The 18944-nt window shown below is 73.1% G+C and carries 21 protein-coding genes; 6 read left to right on the forward strand and 15 right to left on the reverse strand.

Annotation, left to right across the window (positions count from 1 at the left end; genetic code table 11):
* Positions 1-185 (forward strand): hypothetical protein (locus ACFWIA_RS33955; RefSeq protein ID WP_387011125.1); only part of this gene is annotated, 185 nt, incomplete at its 5' end.
* A 50-nt stretch (positions 186-235) separates the two neighbouring features.
* Here ACFWIA_RS33955 and ACFWIA_RS33960 read toward each other — a convergent pair.
* From ACFWIA_RS33960 to ACFWIA_RS33980, 5 genes are all read right to left on the reverse strand, one after another.
* A complete protein-coding gene (locus ACFWIA_RS33960) occupies positions 236-1150 on the reverse strand; it encodes an amino acid ABC transporter permease (RefSeq protein ID WP_387011126.1) in 915 nt (304 codons plus the stop codon).
* Positions 1147-1791 carry an amino acid ABC transporter permease gene (locus tag ACFWIA_RS33965; RefSeq protein ID WP_385490868.1) on the reverse strand — a complete coding sequence of 215 codons (645 nt, stop codon included), beginning with the start codon at positions 1789-1791 and terminating at the stop codon, positions 1147-1149. The genes ACFWIA_RS33960 and ACFWIA_RS33965 overlap by 4 nt, the downstream gene beginning before the upstream one ends.
* An 11-nt stretch (positions 1792-1802) precedes the next feature.
* Complete coding sequence (locus tag ACFWIA_RS33970) at positions 1803-2738, reverse strand: glutamate ABC transporter substrate-binding protein (RefSeq protein WP_387011127.1); 936 nt, start codon at positions 2736-2738, stop codon at positions 1803-1805.
* A gap of 11 nt (positions 2739-2749) precedes the next feature.
* A complete protein-coding gene (locus ACFWIA_RS33975) occupies positions 2750-3493 on the reverse strand; it encodes an amino acid ABC transporter ATP-binding protein (protein WP_387011128.1) in 744 nt (247 codons plus the stop codon).
* A 139-nt stretch (positions 3494-3632) separates the two neighbouring features.
* Entirely contained in the window at positions 3633-4073 is a 441-nt protein-coding gene (locus ACFWIA_RS33980; protein ID WP_387011129.1) for a DUF6278 family protein, read from the reverse strand.
* A gap of 238 nt (positions 4074-4311) precedes the next feature.
* Here ACFWIA_RS33980 and ACFWIA_RS33985 point away from each other — a divergent pair, with 238 nt between their 5' ends.
* Positions 4312-6117 carry a GDSL-type esterase/lipase family protein gene (locus ACFWIA_RS33985; RefSeq protein WP_387011130.1) on the forward strand — a complete coding sequence of 602 codons (1806 nt, stop codon included), beginning with the start codon at positions 4312-4314 and terminating at the stop codon, positions 6115-6117.
* Between the two features lie 25 nt (positions 6118-6142).
* Here ACFWIA_RS33985 and ACFWIA_RS33990 read toward each other — a convergent pair whose 3' ends face one another.
* The 5 genes from ACFWIA_RS33990 to ACFWIA_RS34010 all read right to left on the reverse strand — a co-directional run bounded on the left by ACFWIA_RS33990 (position 6143) and on the right by ACFWIA_RS34010 (position 11177).
* The gene (locus ACFWIA_RS33990; RefSeq protein WP_387011131.1) at positions 6143-6922 is read right to left on the reverse strand and encodes an exodeoxyribonuclease III; all 780 of its coding nucleotides are present in this window, start codon (positions 6920-6922) and stop codon (positions 6143-6145) included.
* A 66-nt stretch (positions 6923-6988) separates the two neighbouring features.
* Positions 6989-7621, reverse strand: a complete 633-nt coding sequence (locus ACFWIA_RS33995) for an MBL fold metallo-hydrolase (RefSeq protein ID WP_387011132.1) — start codon at positions 7619-7621, stop codon at positions 6989-6991.
* A 48-nt stretch (positions 7622-7669) separates the two neighbouring features.
* Positions 7670-8962: a 4-carboxymuconolactone decarboxylase gene (gene pcaC, locus ACFWIA_RS34000; protein WP_387011133.1), complete on the reverse strand. Its 1293-nt coding sequence runs from the start codon at positions 8960-8962 to the stop codon at positions 7670-7672.
* 49 nt (positions 8963-9011) lie between these two features.
* The gene (locus ACFWIA_RS34005; protein ID WP_387011134.1) at positions 9012-9263 is read right to left on the reverse strand and encodes a DUF5133 domain-containing protein; all 252 of its coding nucleotides are present in this window, start codon (positions 9261-9263) and stop codon (positions 9012-9014) included.
* 147 nt (positions 9264-9410) lie between these two features.
* On the reverse strand, positions 9411-11177 hold the full coding sequence (locus ACFWIA_RS34010; RefSeq protein ID WP_387011135.1) for a dihydroxyacetone kinase subunit DhaK: 1767 nt from the start codon (positions 11175-11177) through the stop codon (positions 9411-9413).
* Positions 11178-11519: 342 nt separating this feature from the next.
* Between ACFWIA_RS34010 and ACFWIA_RS34015 the strand changes: the two genes are divergently transcribed.
* On the forward strand, positions 11520-12713 hold the full coding sequence (locus tag ACFWIA_RS34015) for an alpha/beta hydrolase family protein (RefSeq protein WP_387011136.1): 1194 nt from the start codon (positions 11520-11522) through the stop codon (positions 12711-12713).
* Positions 12714-12884: 171 nt separating this feature from the next.
* Here ACFWIA_RS34015 and ACFWIA_RS34020 read toward each other — a convergent pair whose 3' ends face one another.
* The 4 genes from ACFWIA_RS34020 to ACFWIA_RS34035 form a co-directional block, all read right to left on the reverse strand.
* A complete protein-coding gene (locus tag ACFWIA_RS34020; protein WP_387011137.1) occupies positions 12885-13892 on the reverse strand; it encodes an iron-containing redox enzyme family protein in 1008 nt (335 codons plus the stop codon).
* Positions 13889-14044: a CDGSH iron-sulfur domain-containing protein gene (locus ACFWIA_RS34025; RefSeq protein ID WP_387011138.1), complete on the reverse strand. Its 156-nt coding sequence runs from the start codon at positions 14042-14044 to the stop codon at positions 13889-13891. The genes ACFWIA_RS34020 and ACFWIA_RS34025 overlap by 4 nt, the downstream gene beginning before the upstream one ends.
* Positions 14045-14108: 64 nt before the next feature.
* A complete protein-coding gene (locus tag ACFWIA_RS34030) occupies positions 14109-14783 on the reverse strand; it encodes a HemK2/MTQ2 family protein methyltransferase (RefSeq protein ID WP_387011139.1) in 675 nt (224 codons plus the stop codon).
* Between the two features lie 220 nt (positions 14784-15003).
* Complete coding sequence (locus ACFWIA_RS34035; RefSeq protein ID WP_387011140.1) at positions 15004-15159, reverse strand: DUF6131 family protein; 156 nt, start codon at positions 15157-15159, stop codon at positions 15004-15006.
* A 351-nt stretch (positions 15160-15510) separates the two neighbouring features.
* Here ACFWIA_RS34035 and ACFWIA_RS34040 point away from each other — a divergent pair, with 351 nt between their 5' ends.
* Both ACFWIA_RS34040 and ACFWIA_RS34045 read left to right on the forward strand, forming a co-directional pair.
* Positions 15511-16605: a glutamate--cysteine ligase gene (locus ACFWIA_RS34040; protein ID WP_387011141.1), complete on the forward strand. Its 1095-nt coding sequence runs from the start codon at positions 15511-15513 to the stop codon at positions 16603-16605.
* Between the two features lie 121 nt (positions 16606-16726).
* Positions 16727-17176, forward strand: coding sequence for an SRPBCC family protein (locus tag ACFWIA_RS34045; protein WP_387011142.1), 450 nt, complete (start codon positions 16727-16729; stop codon positions 17174-17176).
* 78 nt (positions 17177-17254) lie between these two features.
* On the opposite strand, the gene ACFWIA_RS34050 is transcribed toward ACFWIA_RS34045, so the two are convergent.
* Positions 17255-17731, reverse strand: a complete 477-nt coding sequence (locus ACFWIA_RS34050; RefSeq protein ID WP_387011143.1) for an STAS domain-containing protein — start codon at positions 17729-17731, stop codon at positions 17255-17257.
* Between the two features lie 322 nt (positions 17732-18053).
* Here ACFWIA_RS34050 and ACFWIA_RS34055 point away from each other — a divergent pair, with 322 nt between their 5' ends.
* Positions 18054-18938 carry an ANTAR domain-containing protein gene (locus ACFWIA_RS34055; protein WP_387011144.1) on the forward strand — a complete coding sequence of 295 codons (885 nt, stop codon included), beginning with the start codon at positions 18054-18056 and terminating at the stop codon, positions 18936-18938.
* Positions 18939-18944: the final 6 nt, after the last annotated feature.

Raw genomic sequence — 18944 nt, forward strand, 5'->3', positions numbered from 1 at the left:
GTTCCACCACGGAGGCCGCCCGGTTCCGGCTGCGGTCCGGCGGCGCCGCGTCCCCCGGGCGCGGTGACGCCCTGGTCCACGGCACGGCCGTTCCGCTCGGAGCGGACCCGTCCGGCGCACGGCTGACCTTCGTCCCGCCCGGGGTGCGACACACGTCGTGTGCCGTACCGCCGCACGGGCAGTGATCTCCGGCCGCCGCCGGTCGAGCATGGCCCGGTGAGCCGCTGCCCCCCGTTTACCGCCTCGGGGCCGCGGGGGGTCCCCCGCCCGGCAGCAGCGTCCCTGGTTCGGCCGGTGCGATTTCGACGGCCTCCGTCCTGGGATTGCGGCGCTGGCGACGGGCCACCCAATGGGCGAACCACGACAGCAGCATGCACATCCCGATGTAGATCGGTGAGATCACCATCACGACGGGGATGAAAGGCAGATCGTAGTCGAGGTTCGACGCGATCAGTTTCCCGGCGTGCAGGAACTCCTCGTAGGTGATCAGGTATCCGAGCGAGGTGTCCTTGAGGGCCACCACGAGTTGGCTGATGATGGCGGGCAGCATCGCCCGTGCGGCCTGCGGCACGAGCACGTACGTCATCACCTGGGTCTTGCGCATGCCGAGCGCGAACGCCGCTTCGTGCTGACCGCGTTCGACGGCGTTGACCCCGGAGCGGAAGACCTCGGCGAGGACGCTGCCGTTGTAGAGGGTGAGTCCGGCGACCAGTGCGGGCAGCGGCTGCACCTTCAGCGCCACGAAGATGAAGAAGATCATGACCAGTACCGGCATCGCGCGGAAGAACTCCACGATCAGGGTGGAGACCCAGCGCACCGGTGCGTGGTCGGAGAGTCGGCCGGTGGCGAGGAGCGCGCCGAGCACCAGGGACAGCACGGCGGCCATCCCGAACGCCTTGAGGGTGTTGGCGAGGCCGTCCAGCAGGAGTTCCTGGATGCCCTTGTACTCGAAGGGCGTCCACTTGGTGGCGGTGAACTGGTCGGTGTCGAAGAGGAGGTACAGGATCCAGCCGAACAGGGCGAGGAGCAGTCCGGTGGCGATCAGGCCGTAGGTGCGGTGGCGGCGGCGGGCCTTGGGGCCGGGGATGTCGTAGAGGGCGGTCGACTCCGCGGCGGAGCCGGTGTGCGTGACCGGGGACGCCGTGGTCATCGGGCCACCCCCCAGTGGCGTTCCATCAGGTGGAAGAGGGCGCTGATGCTCAGGGTGATGATGAGGTAGCCGACCGCGATCCAGACGAACGTCCAGATGATGTTGTAGCCGAGTTCGCTGAGGGTCTTGTAGGTGCCGAGCAGTTCGGTGACGCTGAAGGCGCCGGCGATCGCGGAGTTCTTGGCGAGCGCGATGAGCGTGGAGCCGACCGGCGGGATGACCGAGCGGAACGCCTGGGGCAGCACCACCAGGGACAGTGACTGCCCGAAGGTCATGCCGAGGCTGCGGGCGGCCTCGCCCTGGCCCTTGGGCACGGTGTTGATGCCGGAGCGCAGCGCCTCGCAGATGAACGCGGAGGTGTAGCAGCCGAGTGCGAGGACGGCGAAGACCTCGAACGGCAGCACCAGGCCGAAGCGCGGCAGTCCGAGGAGGACCGCGAAGAACAGCAGGGTCAGCGGGGTGTTGCGCAGGATGGTCACCCAGGCGGTGCCGAACATCCGCAGCGAGCCGATGGGGGCCACCCGGAAGGAGGCCATGACGAAGCCGAGCACCAGGGCGAGCACGGAGGAGTACACGGTGAGTTCGACGGTGCCGAGGAATCCCTGGGCGTAGGTGTCGAAGTTGTCGATCAGTACGTTCAAGGGGGCCTCGTTCAGCTCGCCGGATAGCGGTCGATGGCGGGCGGGGCGGGCGCGGGGACCCCGGACAGGCCGAGGGTCGCCTCGTACGCCTTCTTCCAGTCGCCGTCCTTCTCGCGGGCCGCGAGCGCGTCGTCGAGGGCGAAGCGCAGTGCGTTGTCGCTCCGGGGGACGCCGATGCCGTAGGGCTCCTGGGAGAAGGGCTTGCCGACCACCTTCAGTTCCTCCGGGACCTTGGCGGCGTAGCCGATGAGGATGGCGTCATCGGTGGTGACGGCGTCGACCTGGTAGGTCAGCAGGTTGTCCACGCACACCGAGTAGGTGTCGTACGCGACGAGCGTGGCCTGGGGGTAGTCCTGCTGGATGCGCTGGTAGGGGGTGGAGCCCGCCGCGGAGCAGACGCGTTTGCCCGCGAGGTCCTGGGGGCCCTCGATGTCGTTCTCGTCGGCGCGGACCAGCAGGCCCTGCCCGGCGAGGTAGTAGGGGCCCGCGAAGCCGACGAGCTTCTTGCGGTTGTCGTTGATGGTGTAGGTGCCGACGTAGTAGTCGATCTGACCGTTCTGGAGGGCGGTCTCCCGGTTGGCGGAGGCGATGGTGCGGAAGCGGACGGTGTCGGGGTCGAAGCCGAGGGAGGCGGCCATCATCCGGGCGATCTCGATGTCGAACCCCGAGTACGCGCCGGTCGCCGGGTCCTTCTCGCCGAGGTAGGGCTGGTCCTCCTTGGCGCCGACGGTGAGGTGGCCGCGGCGTTCGGCGCGTTCCCAGGTGGGCGAGTCGGGGAGTTGGAAGCCCTCGTTCACCGCGTACTGCGGCAGTGCGCCGGCGGCGGGGCCCTTCACGGGCGGGCTGCCGTCCTTGCCGCAGGCGGAGCCGAGGGTGGCGAGGGCGACCAGCAGGAGGGCGGTGGTCAGCCGCGGCGCGGGGGTCCGCGGGGGCAGGCTGCGGATCATGCGGTCACCCCTCAGTGCTTGAGGATCTTGGAGAGGAAGTCCTTGGCGCGTTCGCTCTCCGGGTGGGTGAAGAAGTCCTCGGGCGTGCGGTCCTCGACGACCCGGCCGTCGGCCATGAAGACCACGCGGTTGGCCGCGGAGCGGGCGAAGCCCATCTCGTGGGTGACGACGACCATGGTCATGCCGTCCCGGGCGAGTTGGCGCATGACCTCCAGGACCTCGTTGATCATCTCCGGGTCGAGGGCCGAGGTGGGCTCGTCGAAGAGCAGGGCCTTGGGGTCCATGGCGAGGGCGCGGGCGATCGCGACGCGCTGTTGCTGGCCGCCGGAGAGTTGGGCGGGGAACTTGTCGGCCTGCCCGACGAGTCCGACCCGGTCGAGGAGTTCCCGGGCGCGGTGCTCCGCTTCCGTCTTGCCCCGCCGTCTGACCTTGACCTGGGCGAGGGAGATGTTCTGGAGGACGGTCTTGTGGGCGAAGAGGTTGAACGACTGGAAGACCATGCCGACCTCCGCCCGGAGTTTCGCCAGGGCCTTGCCCTCCTCGGGCAGCGGCTGTCCGTCGAGGAAGATCGCACCGGACTCGACCGTCTCCAGTCGGTTGATGGTGCGGCACAGGGTGGACTTGCCGGACCCCGACGGGCCGATGACGACGACCACCTCCCCCTTGCCGACGGTGAGGTTGATGTCCTGGAGGACATGCAGTTTCCCGTAGTACTTGTTCACGTCACGCAGTTCGATCAACGGATCGACGGCCATGCCCTGCCCTGCCCACTCTCGGCGGTCTCGGTCCGCGCAAACTATCCACGGCAATACGGGACTTAACAGACGACACGCACGTATGGGCATTAACCGTATTTGAAGCCAAGCGACCCGGCTGGCGATCGGGCCCGTTCCGTCAACCCTCCGCCGCCTCCGCGTACACCTGGGACAGACCGGGCGCACCGTTCGCCGCCCAGTCCAACCCCGCCTGCACCACGGGGATCTCCCGACCCGACTCCAGCCGCACCAGCGGCACCCCGTCCGACCGCAGCCGCCAGGAGGCACCCGACACCGTCCGGACGACGACCGTGCCGAGGTAGAGACCGGCGTCGTTGCCGAGCCAGGCCAGCAGGTCGGGATCGTCCCGCCAGCGCGGCAGGAGCTGGTCGAGCCCGCTCAACGACGCCACCGTGTCGTCGAGTTCGAGACCCGCGGCGTCCGCCTGGGAGCGCAGCAGATCACACTCCCCGAACAGCTCCCCCACCCCTTCGGGGTCACTCTCGAACGCGGACGCGAGCACGGCGGTCGACCGATCGGGCCGCCGAATGCGCCATTTGTCCAGGAAGTGAATTTTCATACCCACAGCCTGACATTCGTTCCGTCTGTCGCACCACAGGCGCGCACGACCGTGTCATCACGTGTTCACCGGGTGACGGCGCGTCGCAAGTTGACGCATCGGAGCGGGCTGCCTAGCGTCGACCGGACCGTGGCGGGCCCGGGTGCGGCGTTCACCTGCGGCTTCCCGACGCCGTCGAGAGTGAAGGAGCCCGCCCCTCGTGTGGTCCACCCACCCCGGCACCGCCAGACGGTGGCCGATGCGGACGGCAACCGTGTTCTTCGCCGTCGCGTCGGCGATGACGCCCGCCGTGGTGGGCACCGTACCGGGACCGGGGGCAGCGGCCTCGGCGGGCGGCGCACCGGGCGCCCGCGCCGCCGGAGCACCGCTCCCCCTTGAGCGACTGTTCGACAACCGGGGCGTCAGCCACGACGCGCGCCGTCAGTACGCCGACCTCGACGGCTCCGGCTCCTCCCTGTCCGCCGGCGACCTGGCAGCCGCGGGCTGGACCCCGGGGCGGACCCTGACCCTGGCGGGCGCCCCGCTGACCTGGCCGCGCCCCACCCCGGAGGGCTTCGACAACGTACGGGCGGACGGGCAGTCGGTGCTGGTCGACGGGGCGGGCGAGGCACTGGTGCTGCTGGTCGCCGGCACCCGGGGCACCGCGACGGGCACCGGCACCGTGCACTACCGGGACGGAGTGAGCGCCCCCTTCCGGCTGAGCGCACCCGACTGGCGGCGCGGGTCCCTCGCGACGAAGGCCCTGGCGCTCCCCCACGTCAACAAGCCGGCCGGACGGGTCGCGGAGCGGTCCCGGCTGTACGCCGTCAGCGTGCCGCTCCGCAGCGGACACGAGATCGCCTCGGTGACGCTGCCGCGCGACGATCCGTCCGGACCCGATCTGCATGTGTTCGCCCTCGGGGTGCGGCCCGCCGCGGGCGGCTGGACCGGCAGTTGGTCGGCCGCCACCGGCACCCACGCCCCGGTGGGCCCCTGGACCGACCGCACCCTGCGGCTCGTGACACGGACCACGGTGGGCGGGCCCCGGCTCCGGCTGCGGTTCGACAACACCTTCGCCCGGGCACCGGTCCGGATCGGAGCGGCCAGCGTGGCCCCGCGGGCGACCGGTGCCGCGGCGCGCGGGCGGCCGGTACCGGTGACCTTCGGCGGGCGCAGCGGGGTCGAGGTCCCGGCCGGGGCCCAGGTCGTCAGCGACCCCGTGGAGTTCGACGTCCGGCCGCAGCGCGAGCTGCTGGTCAGCTTCCACCTGCCCGGCACGGTCCGCGCGGCGCCCCTGCACCGGGAGGCCGCGCAGACCTCGTACGTCAGCGAACCCGGTGACCGCACCCGTGCGACAGGAGGGACCGCGTACCCGAAGACGATCACGTTCTGGCCGTTGCTGACCGGGATCGACGTGAGCGGCGGCCCCGGGTCGGTGGTCGTGATCGGGGACTCCGTGACCGACGGCTCGCGGCGCACCCGGGACACCCACCGCCGCTGGACGGACCTGCTGGCCGCGCGGTTGCAGCGGCAACGCGCGGTCCCCCGGTACGGGGTGCTCAACCAGGCGATCTCCGCCAACCGCGTGGTCTCCGACCGCTATCCGGGCGACGGGGAGTCACGCGACTCGTCGGGGGTGAGCGTCCTCAACCGACTGGACCGGGACGTCTTCGCCCAGACCTCGGCGCGGACCGTGCTCGTCTTCCAGGGGGTCAACGACCTGCGGTGGGGAGCCGGGGCGGACGAGGTCGTCGCCGGGCTGGAGGAGATCGCCGCACGGGCACGGGAGCGGGGGGTGCGGACGGTCGTGTCGACGATAGCGCCGTGCGGCGGCGAGGACCGTTGCACCCCCGCCGTCGACGACCGGCGCCGGGCCGCCAACGCGGCGCTGCGCGCCGACCCGGGACGCTTCGACGCGCTGCTCGACCTCGACCGGGTGCTACGGGACCCCGAACGCCCCGAGCGGCTGCTCCCCGCGTACGACAGCGGCGACCATCTGCACCCCAACGATCCGGGGCTGGTCGCGGTGGCGGACTCCGTGGACCTGCGGAAGCTGAGGCCCTGAGCCCGCACCGGGCGCCGGCCGCCCGTCAGAGGTCGAGGTCCACGACGACGGGGGCGTGGTCGGACGCGCCCTTGCCCTTGCGCTCCTCACGGTCGACGTAGGCGTCGGAGACGGCCTTCGCGAAGGGCTCGTTCCCGTACACCAGGTCGATGCGCATGCCCTTGTTCTTCGGGAACGAGAGCTGGCGGTAGTCCCAGTACGTGTACGGGCGGTCGTACTTCAGGGGGCGCGGGACCACGTCGGACAGGCCCGTCCCGCGCAGCGCGGCGAGGGCGGCGCGCTCGGCGGGGGTCACATGGGTGGCCCCCTCGAAGGCACCGATGTCCCACACGTCCTCGTCGGCCGGGGCGACGTTGTAGTCACCGAGGACGGCGAACGGGCGGCTGCCCCCGGCGTCCCCCGCGACGGCCGCCTTCAGCGCCTCGAACCACTGGATCTTGTAGGCGTAGTGGGCGTGGTCGACCTCACGGCCGTTGGGCACGTACACCGACCAGACGCGTACCGGGCCACAGGTCGCCGCGACGGCGCGGGGCTCCTGGACGCCCTCGTACCCCGGATCGCCGGGGAGGCCCTTGACGACGTCCGTCAGGCCCACCCGGGAGATCACCGCGACACCGTTCCAGCGGCCGGTGGCGTGGACCGCCGCCTCGTAGCCCAGCTCGCGCAGCGGGGCCGTCGGGAACTGCTCCTCGGTGGTCTTGGCCTCCTGGAGGCACAGCACGTCCGTCCCCGTGCTCTCCAGCCAGGCCAGCAGGCGGGGGGTCCGTGCGGTGATCGAGTTCACGTTCCAGGTGGCGATGCGCATGACCCCCAACCTACCGGGCGGGTGTGACAGCGCCGCTCCCCCGACCGGCCGCCCCGCCGCCGCGCGCTACAGCTCCACCGTGCCGCCGGGCGCCAGCCGCAGGTGTTCGGCGCCCCCGAGCGCGCCGATCTGACGGTCGTAGATGGGGCGGGCCAGGTCGGTGAGCAGGGCGTCGTGGATGTCGTACGCGCGGCGCGGGCCGACCTCCCGGACGTAGTCGATGACCTCGGAGATCTTGTTCCAGGGGGCGTGCACCGGAAGCATCAGCGTGTCCACCGGCCGGTCGGGCACCGTCAGTGCGTCCCCCGGATGGAACAGCGCACCGTCGACCAGGAACCCGATGTTCGTGACCCGCGGGATGTCCGGGTGGATCACCGCGTGCCACTCCCCGTGCACCTGGACGTCGAAGCCGGCGGCCGTGAAGGCGTCACCGTGCCCGACCGTGCGGATCCGCCCCGGATAGGCCGCGGTGAGCTGGTCGGCGACCGACCGCAGCGTCCACACGGTGGTGGCCGGGTCGGCGTCCAGGGCGGCCCGCAGGTGCTCCTCGCTGAAGTGGTCGGGGTGTTCGTGCGTGACCAGGATCGCCGTGGCGCCGACCGCCGCGTCCGCCTCGGTGAACCCGCCCGGGTCGATGACCAGGCGCTGGCCGTCCTTGTCGAGCCGCACACAGGAATGCGTCTGCTTGGTGAGCTTCATGGGGATCATCCTGGCCCAGCCCCGGCCACCGCGGTCGGGTGCGCCCGCTCACTCCTGGGGCGTGGTCTCCTCCCGGATGACCTCCTGCGCCACCCTGAAGGCCCGGTTGGCGGCGGGCACCCCGCAGTAGACGGCGGTCTGGAGGAGCACCTCCTTGATCTCCCGGGGGGTGAGTCCGTTGCGCAGGGCGGCCCGGATGTGGGTGCCGAGTTCTTCGGGGTGGCCGCCCGCCACCAGGGCCGTCAACGCGACCGTGCTGCGCATCCTGCGGTCGAGGCCCGGGCGGTCCCAGACGTCGCCCCAGGCGTACCGGGTCACGAAGCGCTGGAAGTCCTCGGAGAACTCGTCGGCGGCGGCGAGCGTCCGGTCCACATGGGCGTCGCCGAGCACTTCCCGACGCACCTTCAGGCCCACGTCGTAGCGGTCGCCGAGCCGGTGGCCCCCGGACTGCTCCGCGGCGGGAGCTATGGCGGCGACCGGTGCGGCGGCGGGCGGCGGGACCGCGACCGGGGGCGCCGCCTGGCTGACGACGCGGTGCTGACCCGTCGCGTCGGTGGCGGCGCCCCACGGGGTGGCGAAGTGCCGCACCAGCAGGTCGGTGACCGCCGCGGGCTGCTCGACCGGTGCGAGGTGCGAGGCGCCGGGGACGACGGCGAGTCGGGCGTCCGGGATTCCGGCGACCAGGGTCCGGGCCTCGGCGGGGCCGGTGACCTTGTCCTCGGAGCCCACGAGGACCAGGGTGGGCACCCCTATCCGGCTGAGGGCGGCCCGCACGTCGAACGTGGCCAGCGCCTCGCACGCGGCGATGTAGCAGCCGGGGTCGGTGGTGCGGACCATCTGCACGGCCCACTCGGTGATCGCGGGCTGCGCCGCCGCGAACCCGGGGGTGAACCAGCGGTCGGGCGAGGAACGCGCGATCGGGTCCAGGCCGTTCGTCCGGACGACGACACCGCGCTGACGGAACTCGTCGGGGGTGCCGAACCGCGGGGACGAGGCGATCAGCGCCAGCGAGGCCACCCGGTGCGGGTGGCGCAGCGCGAGGTCGAGGCCCACCGCGCCGGCGAACGCACAGCCGGCGAACCCGAAGCGATGGACGCCCAGTTCGTCGAGGAGGGCGAGCAGTCGGTCGGACAGCTCGCCCACCGAGCCGGCGGGGCGGGCGGGCGCGCCTCCGTGTCCGGGCAGGTCGAAGCGGAGCACCCGCAGTTGACCGGAGAGTTCCGGCACCTGGCGATCCCACATGTGCCATGTCGTACCGAGGGAGGGGCCGATCACCAGGGTTGGTGCGTCGTCCGGCCCGTCCACGCGGTATTGCAGGGAGTTCGTCGGTGTCACACTCACCCGCTACCCCCTCTCGTCTCTCACAATCGCGTACGTCGCCGAGTCGAACCTATCGGCTCCGGCTCCTCCCCCGGGCATCGAGCCCGGAACCGATGGGCTCGGCCGACGGGTGCGTGAGCAGACGGCGAGCCGTGGCCAGGGCCTTCGTCTCGTCGCGGACACCGGTCAGGACGCAGAGCGTGTAGACGGTGCCCTCGATCCCGGGGCGGGCCGTGAAGTCCATGAGGGCGTCGAGGCTCCGGAGCCGGTCGTAGCGGTCCACCAGCTCGCGTAGGACGTCGGGGTCGGCCTTCGGCGCCATGAGCCCTCCTCGGGTCGGCGTTCCCCCGGGCGTCCCTCCGATGGTGCGGTGCCGGGCCGGACCCCGCCACCTCAGACGGGCGGGCACGGTCGTGCAGCGGACACCCGGGCGTCGGCGGTCTCGCTTCGGCGCGGGAGGGCGGGGTGGTCAGCCGGGGACCTCGGCACGGGTGACCCGGGCGGGGTCGGGCAGCAGGGCGGCCGGACCCGGTTCGTGGACGCGCGCCAGCGCGATGAGGACCAGGGCGACCGCCACCGCCCCGGGATCGGGCAGGCCGGTGCCGTGGTCACCGGTGTAACTGGCCCTGCCCCGGCGGGCGGGAAGTGCGGCGCTGGCGAGGGCACCGTCGACGGCGGCCCGCGCCGCAGCGGTCACCGCCCGGTCGTGGGCGTGCGGCGCCGCGGCCACGAGGGACCGCACGGCCGGGGCGAGGGCGTCGAGCAGGGTGCGGTCACCGGGCACGGCGCCGCCGACGGCGCTGATCCGGGTGAGCGCCTGGCGGAGGGCGGCGGCCAGTTGCCGGACGTCGGGTGGGGTGCGGTCGGCGACGGGCTCCAGGGCGGTGAACAGGACACCGAAGAGCGGGCCGCTGGAGCCCCCCACCCGGTCACGGAACGTGGCGGCGAGCGCGGCCGTCCCCGCGAGCCGCTGTTCCCGGGACCGGCGTGCGGCGGCCGTGACACCACCACAGAAGTTGTCGCCGAAGTCGCCGTCCCCCGACGCCTGGTCGAGGGCGGTGAGATCAGCGTGCGCCGCCCGGCACATCCGGTGCAGTTCCTCCAGGAAGGCGCCCACGGCCTGGGGTTCGCCGGAGGGCGGCGCGTCGAGCGGAGCAGCGCGGAACTCCGTCGGGGGCGTGAGCAGGGTGCTCCCGGGGTCCACCGCGCGGGGCAGGCGCAGCGGTGTGTCCGCGGGCGCCGTCCACAGCTCCAGCCACCCGGGGGCCAGCCGGGTGAGGGTGATGCTGAAACCCGCCATGTCCAGCGCGGTGGCGTAGACGCCCGCGGCCAGGGAGCGCACCCGTACGCCGCGGGCGGTCAGGTCCTGGTGGACCAGTGCGCTGACCGCCCTCAGCTCCAGCTCACCGGTCCCGCCCAACCCCGACACCACCGCGATCACCCCTTCCGCGGCCCCGGTGCCGGGGTGCGGGAGGCCGGCCAGCAGTTCGTCGAGCATGCGACCCACGGTGTCCTCGACGGGCCGGGACGCCGGGGCGGTACGGGCGGCCCGCTCGCCGTGGATGCCGACGCCGTAGTCCAGGGCGCCCGGCGGCAGGGCGAACGCGGGCGATCCGGACGCCGGGGAGGTGTGGGCGCGGGCGCAGACCGCGAGGCTGCGCGTGGCCGCCACCACCCGGGCGCCGAGCTCGGCCAGTGCCTCCGGGCCGGCGCCCCGGTCGGCCATCGCCCCCAGCAGCTTCTCCACGACCAGGACGCCGGCCGTTCCGCGTCGTCCCTCGGCCGTGCCCGCGGTGGCGAGGTCGTCGTCCACCACCACTTCGGCGACCCCGGTCCCGGCGGCCCGGAGCCGCTCCGCCGCGAGGGCGAAGTTGATCCGGTCCCCGGTGTAGTTCTTCACGATCAGCAGTACGCAGTCCGGTACGCCGTCCCGTGCACCGTCCCGTCCGCCGAGTTCGACGGCGGCCCGGGCCGCCGCCTGGACCTGGGCGCCCGTCGGGGACGTGAACACCGGGCCCGGCACCACGGCGTCCAGCCCGCCGCGCCCCAACAGCCCCACGTCGAGCGGCTCGTGTCCGGCACCGCCCCCGGCGACCAGCGCCACCCTGCGTCGCGGGTCCGGTCGCGTCGCCAGGAGGTACAGCGGGTCCGGGCACACGCCGATCCCGGGGTGGGACAGCGCCAGCCCCCGGCACGCCGTCAGCACGGCCTCGCGACCGGGTAGGAAGAAGCTCATCGGGACCTCCTGGGGCGGGGGCCGCGCAGGAGCGGCCCCCGGGGCTGCCGCGGGCGGCACCCGGCGCAACCGGGCCGTACGGTCCGCCCGGGGGAACTCCGCCCGGAACCTCATTGTCACCTGTGGCGGGGCCACCGCAACGCGAACGGGGCCGGCACCCGCTCCGCGGGCAGCGCGTGCGGGCCGTGCGGCACCGACGCCGTCTCCGGGTCAACCCGGAGGTGGACCCGGGGTGGGACCCGGGGAGGAGAACGGCAGGGGGTACGGCACGACCTGTGAACGACCACGCTTCAGCTGTGGAGTTGACGATCACTCACCCCGCTCCCGGCTAGCGTCGACCGCATGACCAGAACCCGTCGCGGTGCGGTGGCCGCGCTGCTCGCCCTGTCCATGACCCTGCCCCTCGTCCAGGCGGCCACGGCCGCCGTACCGTCCGGCACCGACACCACCGCGGTCTCTGCCGCGGCCCGCAAGGCCGCGCCCGTCACGCTCTCCCGACCGACCGGTCCCCACTCCGTGGGCGTGTCGACCCTGCACCTGACCGACCCGTCCCGTACCGACCCGTGGGTGCCGAGTGCCGGGGCACGGGAGTTGCTGGTGTCCGTGCACCACCCCGCCCGCGCGCACACCGGCGGCCGGGCGGAGCGGTATCTGAGCACCGCCGAGGCGCAGGCGCTGACCGAGGGCAGCGGCCTGCCGCCGGGCAGCGCGGACCTGCTGGCCGGGACCCGCAGCTGGGCGCGTCAGGACGCGCGGCCGGCCAAGGGGCGGTTCCCCCTCGTGGTCCTCTCCCCCGGCTTCGGAACGACGCGCAAGACGCAGACGATGCTCGCCGAGGACCTGGCCTCCCGGGGGTACGTCGTGGCTTCCGTGGACCACGCGTTCGAGTCGGTGGCCACCGAGTTCCCCCGCCGGGGCCTGCTGCCGTGCGTCGCCTGCCGGAAGACGGAGAGCGGGGAGGTCCCCCACGCGTCCGTGACCGAAGGGCGCGCCCGCGACGTGTCGTTCGTCCTCGACCGGCTGACCGGCCCGGGTGCCGTCCGGAAGTACGCGGCGATGATCGACGCTTCGAGGATCGGCATGGTCGGGCACTCCATCGGCGGGGCCTCGGCCGCGAGCACCATGGCTGCGGACCCCAGGGTGGACGCCGGTGCGAACATGGACGGCTCGTTCTTCACGCCGCTCCCCCGGGAGGGGCTGGGCGGCCGGCCGTTCCTGCTGCTGGGTGCCGAGGGCTCCGGACCGGGCAGCAGTGACGCCAGTTGGGACGAGGCGTGGCAGCGGCTGGACGGCTGGAAGCGGTGGCTCACCGTGACCGGCACCCAGCACTCGACCTTCAGCGACGAGCCCGTGCTCGCCCCGCAGATCCCCGGGTGGCCCGTCGCGCCCGGCGCCCTCCCGGGCCACCGGGCCGCGGAGATCACCCGCACCTATGTCGCGGCCTTCCTCGACCGGCACCTCAAGGCCGTGCACCGGCCCGTCCTGGACGGCCCCACCCGGGCGAACCCGGAGGTCGTCTTCCACACGCCCCGCTGAGCCAGGGGCGCCACGGCCGGTACGTTCGCGAGGTCCCGCACCGGGTGCGGGCGGGGGCCCTCGGCATGGTGGTCAGCGGCCGAGCGCCCGCTTGAGCTGCCCCGCTGGGACGCCGACCCCCGATCACGGGTGGAGGTCCGGTTCGGCGCGCGGCGCCGGTCGGTCGCTCGTTCACAAGGGGCTGCGCAGTGAGGTGCGGCCGTCCCGCCAAGCGGCGAGCAGATGGTCGCCGAGACGGGCCTCGGCCCATTCGGTGGCGTCGACGCCGAAGGCGACGTCCTCGTCGAGGAGGGGTTCGGTTTCGAGGAGCCCGCCGACGACCTCCCGGCGGACGATCTGCTCGTGGACGGCGTCGGCCTCGACGTGCTCGGCGTAGAAGTGCACGGCCGCGGGGCCCGCGCCGACCCGTTCGAGGCCGTGGGCGAGCCGCCGCGAACCGGGTGACGAGGTGGTCTCCACGGCCGCGAAGTGACCCACCAGCGCTCCGCGCAGCGCGCGGTGGAGTCCGTACAGGGACATGAGGTTGACGCTGGTCAACATGGGTGCGACGGCGGAGTCGACGTACCGTCCGTACGTGGTGTCCAGAGCGAGGTCCGCCATCAGGTCGGCGAACAGCCGGGCGTGGACGCGGTCGGCCCGTCCGGCGCCGAACTCGTCGTACTCCACGGCCACCATCGCGGCCTTCGCCCGGCCCGTCAGTCTGGGGATGACCCAGGCGTGCGGGTCGGCCTCCTTGAGGTGGTACAGGGACCGTTGGGCCGCGTACTCGCGGAACTGCCACAACTCCCCCCGTTCCTTAAGGAAGTGGGAGGGGCCGTCGCCGTCGACGGGTTCGACGACGATCTCCGCGAGGGCCTCCTCGGCCCTCCTCGGCGGGCCGGTGTCGGCCCGGAGCGCGGACAGGAACCGGCGCTCCAGTGCCGCCCGCAGCCCCAGCAGCCCGGGGTCCCACTCCCATGCGGCGTCGACGCCGGCGAAGCCCCGGTAGTGCAGTTCGTAGCAGAGGTACAGGGCGAGTTGGAGGTCGTCGCCGTAGGGGTCCGCCTCCGCCGCGGCGATCGTCGCGTCCATGGGCAGGGGTGCCCCCACGGGGCGGGTCAGGGCTTCCAGCACGGTGCGCGAGAGTGCGCCGCGGTGGCGCGGCAGCGCGGGGCCGGCGGCGGGCGCGGCGGCGGTCATCCGTGCTGCCTCCTGCCCCGGCCGCGGTGGCTGGTGTCGCACCAGGGGAACGTCCGGCTGCGCCGGCAGAGGCAGAGGGCGACGGTGAACCGGTCCGACACCACGGTGCTCCCGTCGTCGAGGACCACCTCGACCGGTCCTTCGACCAGCATCGGTCCGTCGTTCGTCAGGGTGACGCGGCGTGGCCGTTCGGCGGGCCCTCGCGCAACGGGTTGCTCAGCGGGTCCGTTCGGCACGGACGATCACCAGCTCTTCCTTCTCCTCGTCGGCGCGGATCAGTCCCCGGTCGCGCAGCCAGGTGCCGCGGGAGCGCAGCACGGGGCCGAACGGAACCCGGCAGCGGTCGGTCACCCGGGCTTCGAGCCCCGACCGTTCCAGTGCCGCCAGGGTCGGTGCGACACCGCACAGGGCGGAGTGCACGAGCAGCAGCACGCCGCCGGGGCGCAGTGCCGTGTGGGCGCTGCGGCATATCCGGTCCAGCAGCAGACGTCCGTCGCGGCCGGCGTCCCAGGCGACCGCAGCTCCGTGGTGCGGGGCGGTCGCCGCGGGGGCGGGGACGTAGGGCGGGTTGCTCAGGACGAGGTCGAAGCGGCGGCCCGCGACCGGGGCGAAGAGGTCGCCGTGGCGGACTTCCACGGGCAGCCGGGCGCGCCGGGCGTTGAACCGGGCGGTCAACACGGCCCGGTGGGTGGTGTCGACGGCGGTGACGCGGGCACCGCGGCGGGCCGCTGCCAGGGCGAGGGGCCCCGCCCCGGTTCCCACGTCGAGGACGGTGGCGCCGGTGACGTCCTCCCGTTCCAGGGCCCGGGCCAGCAGCAGCGTGTCGTGCTGCGGGGCGTACACCGTCCACGGGACCAGCACTCGACTGCCGCTGCTGTCGTTCTGCGTCATCACACCGAGCATGTGCACCTCGCAGCCTGCACCCCCGCGACCGTCACCGGGCGCGCCCGTCGAACACGGGGCGCTCGGTGCGGTGGGGGTGCTCCGCGGGCGGGCCCGGCGGGCACACCCGAGCAATGCATCACAGGTCCGGTTGCCCGGTCGGGGGACCTTCACACGGCCGTTCGGCGCGGAGTTCGCGCCCTCCCGGGAGCAGCCAGGGGATGTCCGGCTACCAGTAGTGCCGTCGGCCTCCCACCGCGTGCCCCAGTGCTCCCAGGGCCCACAGCACGACACCGACCGCGACCAGGACGATCCCGATCGTCCAGAGAATCCCGATACCGGCCACCAGGCCGATGATCAGAAGGATGAGGCCGAGGATGATCATGGCGCCTCCGATCGAGGGGTCCCCGGTTCCCAGGTTTCTCCTGTTTGCACGCCCGCACAACACGGGCGGAGCGCCCCGCGGGCGTTCCGCCCGGCGGCGGTCGGCGGGACGGGGACCATCGGCCCAGGTCACACACCTCCCGGAGTACCTCCTCAAGGGCGGGTGAGACGCGGTGCGGTTCCTCCTGTGGACCCCTGTGGTCGTCACCGTCGGCGCCGCCCACCGGGCCACCGGAGTCGAGGGCTGACGCGGGTGTGGGACCGGCGGGACGGGGCACCCTGAGGGGCGTCCGAGCGGCAACAGTGCGGTACCCGGTCTTCCGGCGCGGTGCTCGGGGGCGGGAAGGCAGTGATGGTGCGCAGTGTGGGTGTGGAGGAGGAACTCCTCCTGGTGGACGTGTCCAGCGGCGAGCCGCGTGCGCTGGCCACCGCCGTGTTGGCGGCGGTGTCGCGTGAGGCTCCCGAGGACGAGGACGTGTTCGAGCAGGAGCTGCACCGCCAACAGTTGGAGTTCGCGACCCGACCGCAGACCGACATGGGCGAGTTGGCACGGGAGATCGACCGGCACCGGGCCCGAGCGGCCGGCCACGCCGAGCGCCTGGGGGCGACCGTGGTCGCGCTGGGCACGTCCCCGCTCCCGGTCAGCCCTTCCCTCGGCTTCGGAGAGCGGTACCGCTGGTTGGAGGAGCACTTCGGCCTGACCACGCAGGAGCAACTCACCTGCGGCTGCCACGTGCACGTCTCGGTCGCATCGGACGAGGAAGGCGTCGCCGTACTCGACCGGATCCGCCCCTGGCTGGCCGTGCTGCTCGCACTGAGCGCGAACTCGCCCTTCTGGCAGGGCCGGGACAGCGGCTACAGCAGCTACCGGAGCCGGGTGTGGGGCAGATGGCCGTCGGCGGGCCCGGTCGAGGTCTTCGGCTCGGCCGACCGGTACCACGCCCAGGTGCGTGACATGGTCGGCACCGGGGCGCTGCTGGACGAAGGCATGGTCTACTTCGACGCCCGGCTCTCGCACACGTACCCCACCGTCGAGATCCGGATCGCCGACGTCTGCCTCGACGCCTCCACGAGCGTGCTGGTGGCCACCCTCGCCCGCGCCCTCGTGGAGACCGCGGCACGACGGTGGAGGGCTGGTGAGCCGCCCTCCCGTCAGCGGGTGGAGTTGCTTCGACTGGCCTCCTGGCGTGCCGCCCGCTCGGGCGTCGAAGGCGGGCTCCTGCATCCTGCGACCATGCGCCCCGCCCCCGCGGAAACGGTCGTGCGCGCCCTGTTCGACCACGTCCGGGACGCGCTGGAGGACAGCGGCGACGCCCTGTCGGCGCAGGAGGCCCTGGAGGCGCTGCTGAGGACCGGCAGTGGCGCCCGTGTCCAGCGTGAACTGCTGACCCGCACCGGTGACCTGCGGAGCACGGTCGCCGCTTGTGCCCGGCGCACCAGCGGCTAGCTCCGCGCACCGCCGACCCCGGCCCGGACGGTCGCCGTGTGGGCGGGTGCGGGGCGGGTACCCGCGGGGAGGTCAGCCCGGATCACCGGGACCCGAAGCACATGACGGAACGGAGTCGCACATGTCGAAGATCGAGGAGTCCGTCGAGGTCGCCGTCCCCTTGCGCACCGTCTACGACCAGTGGACCCAGTTCGAGGATTTCCCCCGGTTCATGGAGGGCGTCGAGCACATCGAGCAGCGCACGCCGACGCTGACCCACTGGGTGACGGAGTTCGGCGGGGTCCGCCGGGAGTTCGATGCGGAGATCACCGAACAGAGTCCTGACGAGCGGATCGCCTGGACCACCGTCCGCGGCGAAGTGCGGCAGGCAGGGGTGGTGACCTTCCACCGCTTGGACGACACGCACACGAAGGTGATGCTCCAGCTGGACCACGACCCGGCGGGGATCGCGGACACGGTCGGCGACAAGCTGGGCCTCGTACGGCGCCAGGCCAAGGGGGACCTGGGGCGGTTCAAGTCGTTCATCGAGGAGCGCGGGGTCGCCAGCGGCGCCTGGCGCGGCACGGCGTGAACGGACCCCGGTCCACGGGAACGGCGGGTGGACGGCGGCATCCGTCGTCCACCCGCCGTTCCGGCCGCCCGGTGCCTCTCAGTTCGTCTGTTCCAGGGCCGCCACGAGGAGCGAGCCGATGACCGTGCCACCGGCGGCGGTGAGCACGGGCACCTTCAGGACGCGTTCCCAGTAGCCGTACAGGGTGCGGCTCGAACCGGGACCACCGCCGGTGCCCGCGGGCGGGGGCAGCAGGGGGGAGCCCGTGAGCCGGAACAGCCGGTCGACGAGGGGCTGACGGCTTCCGCAGAGGGAGAAGGCCACCTGGTGCCGGGCCGCCGATGCGGCGGCCCGCTCCAGGTGCCGCAGACCGGCGCAGTCGAGGAGTTGCAGGTCGGTCAGGTCGATGCGGATGCCGGCCGGTCCGCACGCGAGGCACAGCTCGACCACGAGGTCGAACTCGGGACCCGATTCGACGTCCAGCTCGCCCCCGATGCGGATGGTGGCCCACACCGGATCCGCTGCCGGCCGGGGGACGAACGTCGTGCGGTGCACGAAGGCCGGAATCCCGCTCACGCGGCGGCCGGTGCGGGTCGGAGCGGTTCGGCGGGGGCTGCCGGCCCGGGGGGCCAGCCGGCTGCGACCGGTTCGCGGAACCGGCCTTCCCCCTGGTGCTGACGGGCGGGGCGGACGACGGACGACGTACTCATGGGCGAACTCCAGGCACACGGAACCACAGGGGCGGGGCGGGTATCGTGGGGGGCCGATCGCGCACGAGGGCTCACCCACTCACCGGGTGACCCCGGGCCCCACGGTTGTGCCTGCTTTCCGAAGCACCTGGTGCGTACATGCCCCCGCACCACCCTCGTAAACCCAGCCCCCCGTGGAGTGACGAGCGATGCACCAGGAAGCCCCGAAGAGACCGGACGGCGAGCCCTCGCGCGAGCGCGGTGGAGACCGGCGGGACGGAACCGTCCCCGCCGAGGAGCACCGTGCCGACCTGCGGAACCGCACCCTGGCGCGCGGTGCGGTGGCCGCGGCGGAGGACGTCCTGCTGAAGCGCTACCGTCTCGCCTCCCGGCAGGAGGCGTTCGCGCTGCTGCGCGCGGCGTCGCAGCACCACAACGTCAAGCTGCACACCCTCGCCGACGCCGTGGTCCGCGTGCCCGGGCCCGCTCCCGGGGCGGACGTGTGGTTCCCCGGCCGGGCGCGGAACGTCCCGCCGGCGTTGCCCTGGCGGATCGACCAGGACGGTCCGGTGCAGCTGCCCGCCGTCCTCAAGGGTGCGCTGCACCGTGTCCTGGACATCGCGGAGACGGACATGGGGAACGTCCAGTTGGCGGAGGGCGGCGTACTCAGGATGGCGACGCACACCGGTCTGGGTCAGCACTTCACCGACTACTTCGCCTTCGTGGCGGGCCCCACCACCTCCTGTGCGCACGCGGCCCGACACCGGCGGCAGGTCACCGTCCGCGAGGTGGGCACGGAGGAGTTGTTCGACGAGGACTCCCGGCGGGTCATCCTGCGGGCCGGGAGCCGTGCCTGTCACAGCGTGCCGCTGGTGAGCCCCCTCGGCGCGCTCGTGGGCATGGTCTCCTCGCACCACTCCCGGCCGTTGACCGGTCCGTCCTCCGTGCAGCTCGATGCCCTCCAGGAGACCGGTACCGCCGTGGGGCGTTGGCTGTCGTGGTACCGGCGCACCATCGTCCTGGACGCCCTCGAACACCTGCATGCGAGGGCGAGCGGCGCGAGGGTCCCGGAGCGTCCGGCGCCCGGGCGGTGACACCGT

Origin of the sequence: Streptomyces sp. NPDC127068 (assembly GCF_042724695.1) — a bacterium.
Lineage (GTDB): Bacteria > Actinomycetota > Actinomycetes > Streptomycetales > Streptomycetaceae > Streptomyces.

What these genes read in the sequence shown, in the direction of transcription:
- ACFWIA_RS34035 (WP_387011140.1), bottom strand. Translation starts at nt 15,159, where the DNA reads ATGATCATCCTCGGCCTCATCCTTCTGATCATCGGCCTGGTGGCCGGT.
- ACFWIA_RS34005 (WP_387011134.1), bottom strand. Translation starts at nt 9,263, where the DNA reads ATGGCGCCGAAGGCCGACCCCGACGTCCTACGCGAGCTGGTGGACCGC.
- ACFWIA_RS34055 (WP_387011144.1), top strand. Translation starts at nt 18,054, where the DNA reads ATGCACCAGGAAGCCCCGAAGAGACCGGACGGCGAGCCCTCGCGCGAG.
- ACFWIA_RS33990 (WP_387011131.1), bottom strand. Translation starts at nt 6,922, where the DNA reads ATGCGCATCGCCACCTGGAACGTGAACTCGATCACCGCACGGACCCCC.
- ACFWIA_RS34020 (WP_387011137.1), bottom strand. Translation starts at nt 13,892, where the DNA reads ATGACCGCCGCCGCGCCCGCCGCCGGCCCCGCGCTGCCGCGCCACCGC.
- ACFWIA_RS34045 (WP_387011142.1), top strand. Translation starts at nt 16,727, where the DNA reads ATGTCGAAGATCGAGGAGTCCGTCGAGGTCGCCGTCCCCTTGCGCACC.
- ACFWIA_RS33995 (WP_387011132.1), bottom strand. Translation starts at nt 7,621, where the DNA reads ATGAAGCTCACCAAGCAGACGCATTCCTGTGTGCGGCTCGACAAGGAC.
- ACFWIA_RS34040 (WP_387011141.1), top strand. Translation starts at nt 15,511, where the DNA reads ATGGTGCGCAGTGTGGGTGTGGAGGAGGAACTCCTCCTGGTGGACGTG.
- ACFWIA_RS34010 (WP_387011135.1), bottom strand. Translation starts at nt 11,177, where the DNA reads ATGAGCTTCTTCCTACCCGGTCGCGAGGCCGTGCTGACGGCGTGCCGG.
- ACFWIA_RS33980 (WP_387011129.1), bottom strand. Translation starts at nt 4,073, where the DNA reads ATGAAAATTCACTTCCTGGACAAATGGCGCATTCGGCGGCCCGATCGG.
- ACFWIA_RS33970 (WP_387011127.1), bottom strand. Translation starts at nt 2,738, where the DNA reads ATGATCCGCAGCCTGCCCCCGCGGACCCCCGCGCCGCGGCTGACCACC.
- ACFWIA_RS34030 (WP_387011139.1), bottom strand. Translation starts at nt 14,783, where the DNA reads ATGACGCAGAACGACAGCAGCGGCAGTCGAGTGCTGGTCCCGTGGACG.
- ACFWIA_RS33975 (WP_387011128.1), bottom strand. Translation starts at nt 3,493, where the DNA reads ATGGCCGTCGATCCGTTGATCGAACTGCGTGACGTGAACAAGTACTAC.
- ACFWIA_RS34025 (WP_387011138.1), bottom strand. Translation starts at nt 14,044, where the DNA reads ATGCTGGTCGAAGGACCGGTCGAGGTGGTCCTCGACGACGGGAGCACC.
- ACFWIA_RS33985 (WP_387011130.1), top strand. Translation starts at nt 4,312, where the DNA reads ATGCGGACGGCAACCGTGTTCTTCGCCGTCGCGTCGGCGATGACGCCC.
- ACFWIA_RS34015 (WP_387011136.1), top strand. Translation starts at nt 11,520, where the DNA reads ATGACCAGAACCCGTCGCGGTGCGGTGGCCGCGCTGCTCGCCCTGTCC.
- ACFWIA_RS33960 (WP_387011126.1), bottom strand. Translation starts at nt 1,150, where the DNA reads ATGACCACGGCGTCCCCGGTCACGCACACCGGCTCCGCCGCGGAGTCG.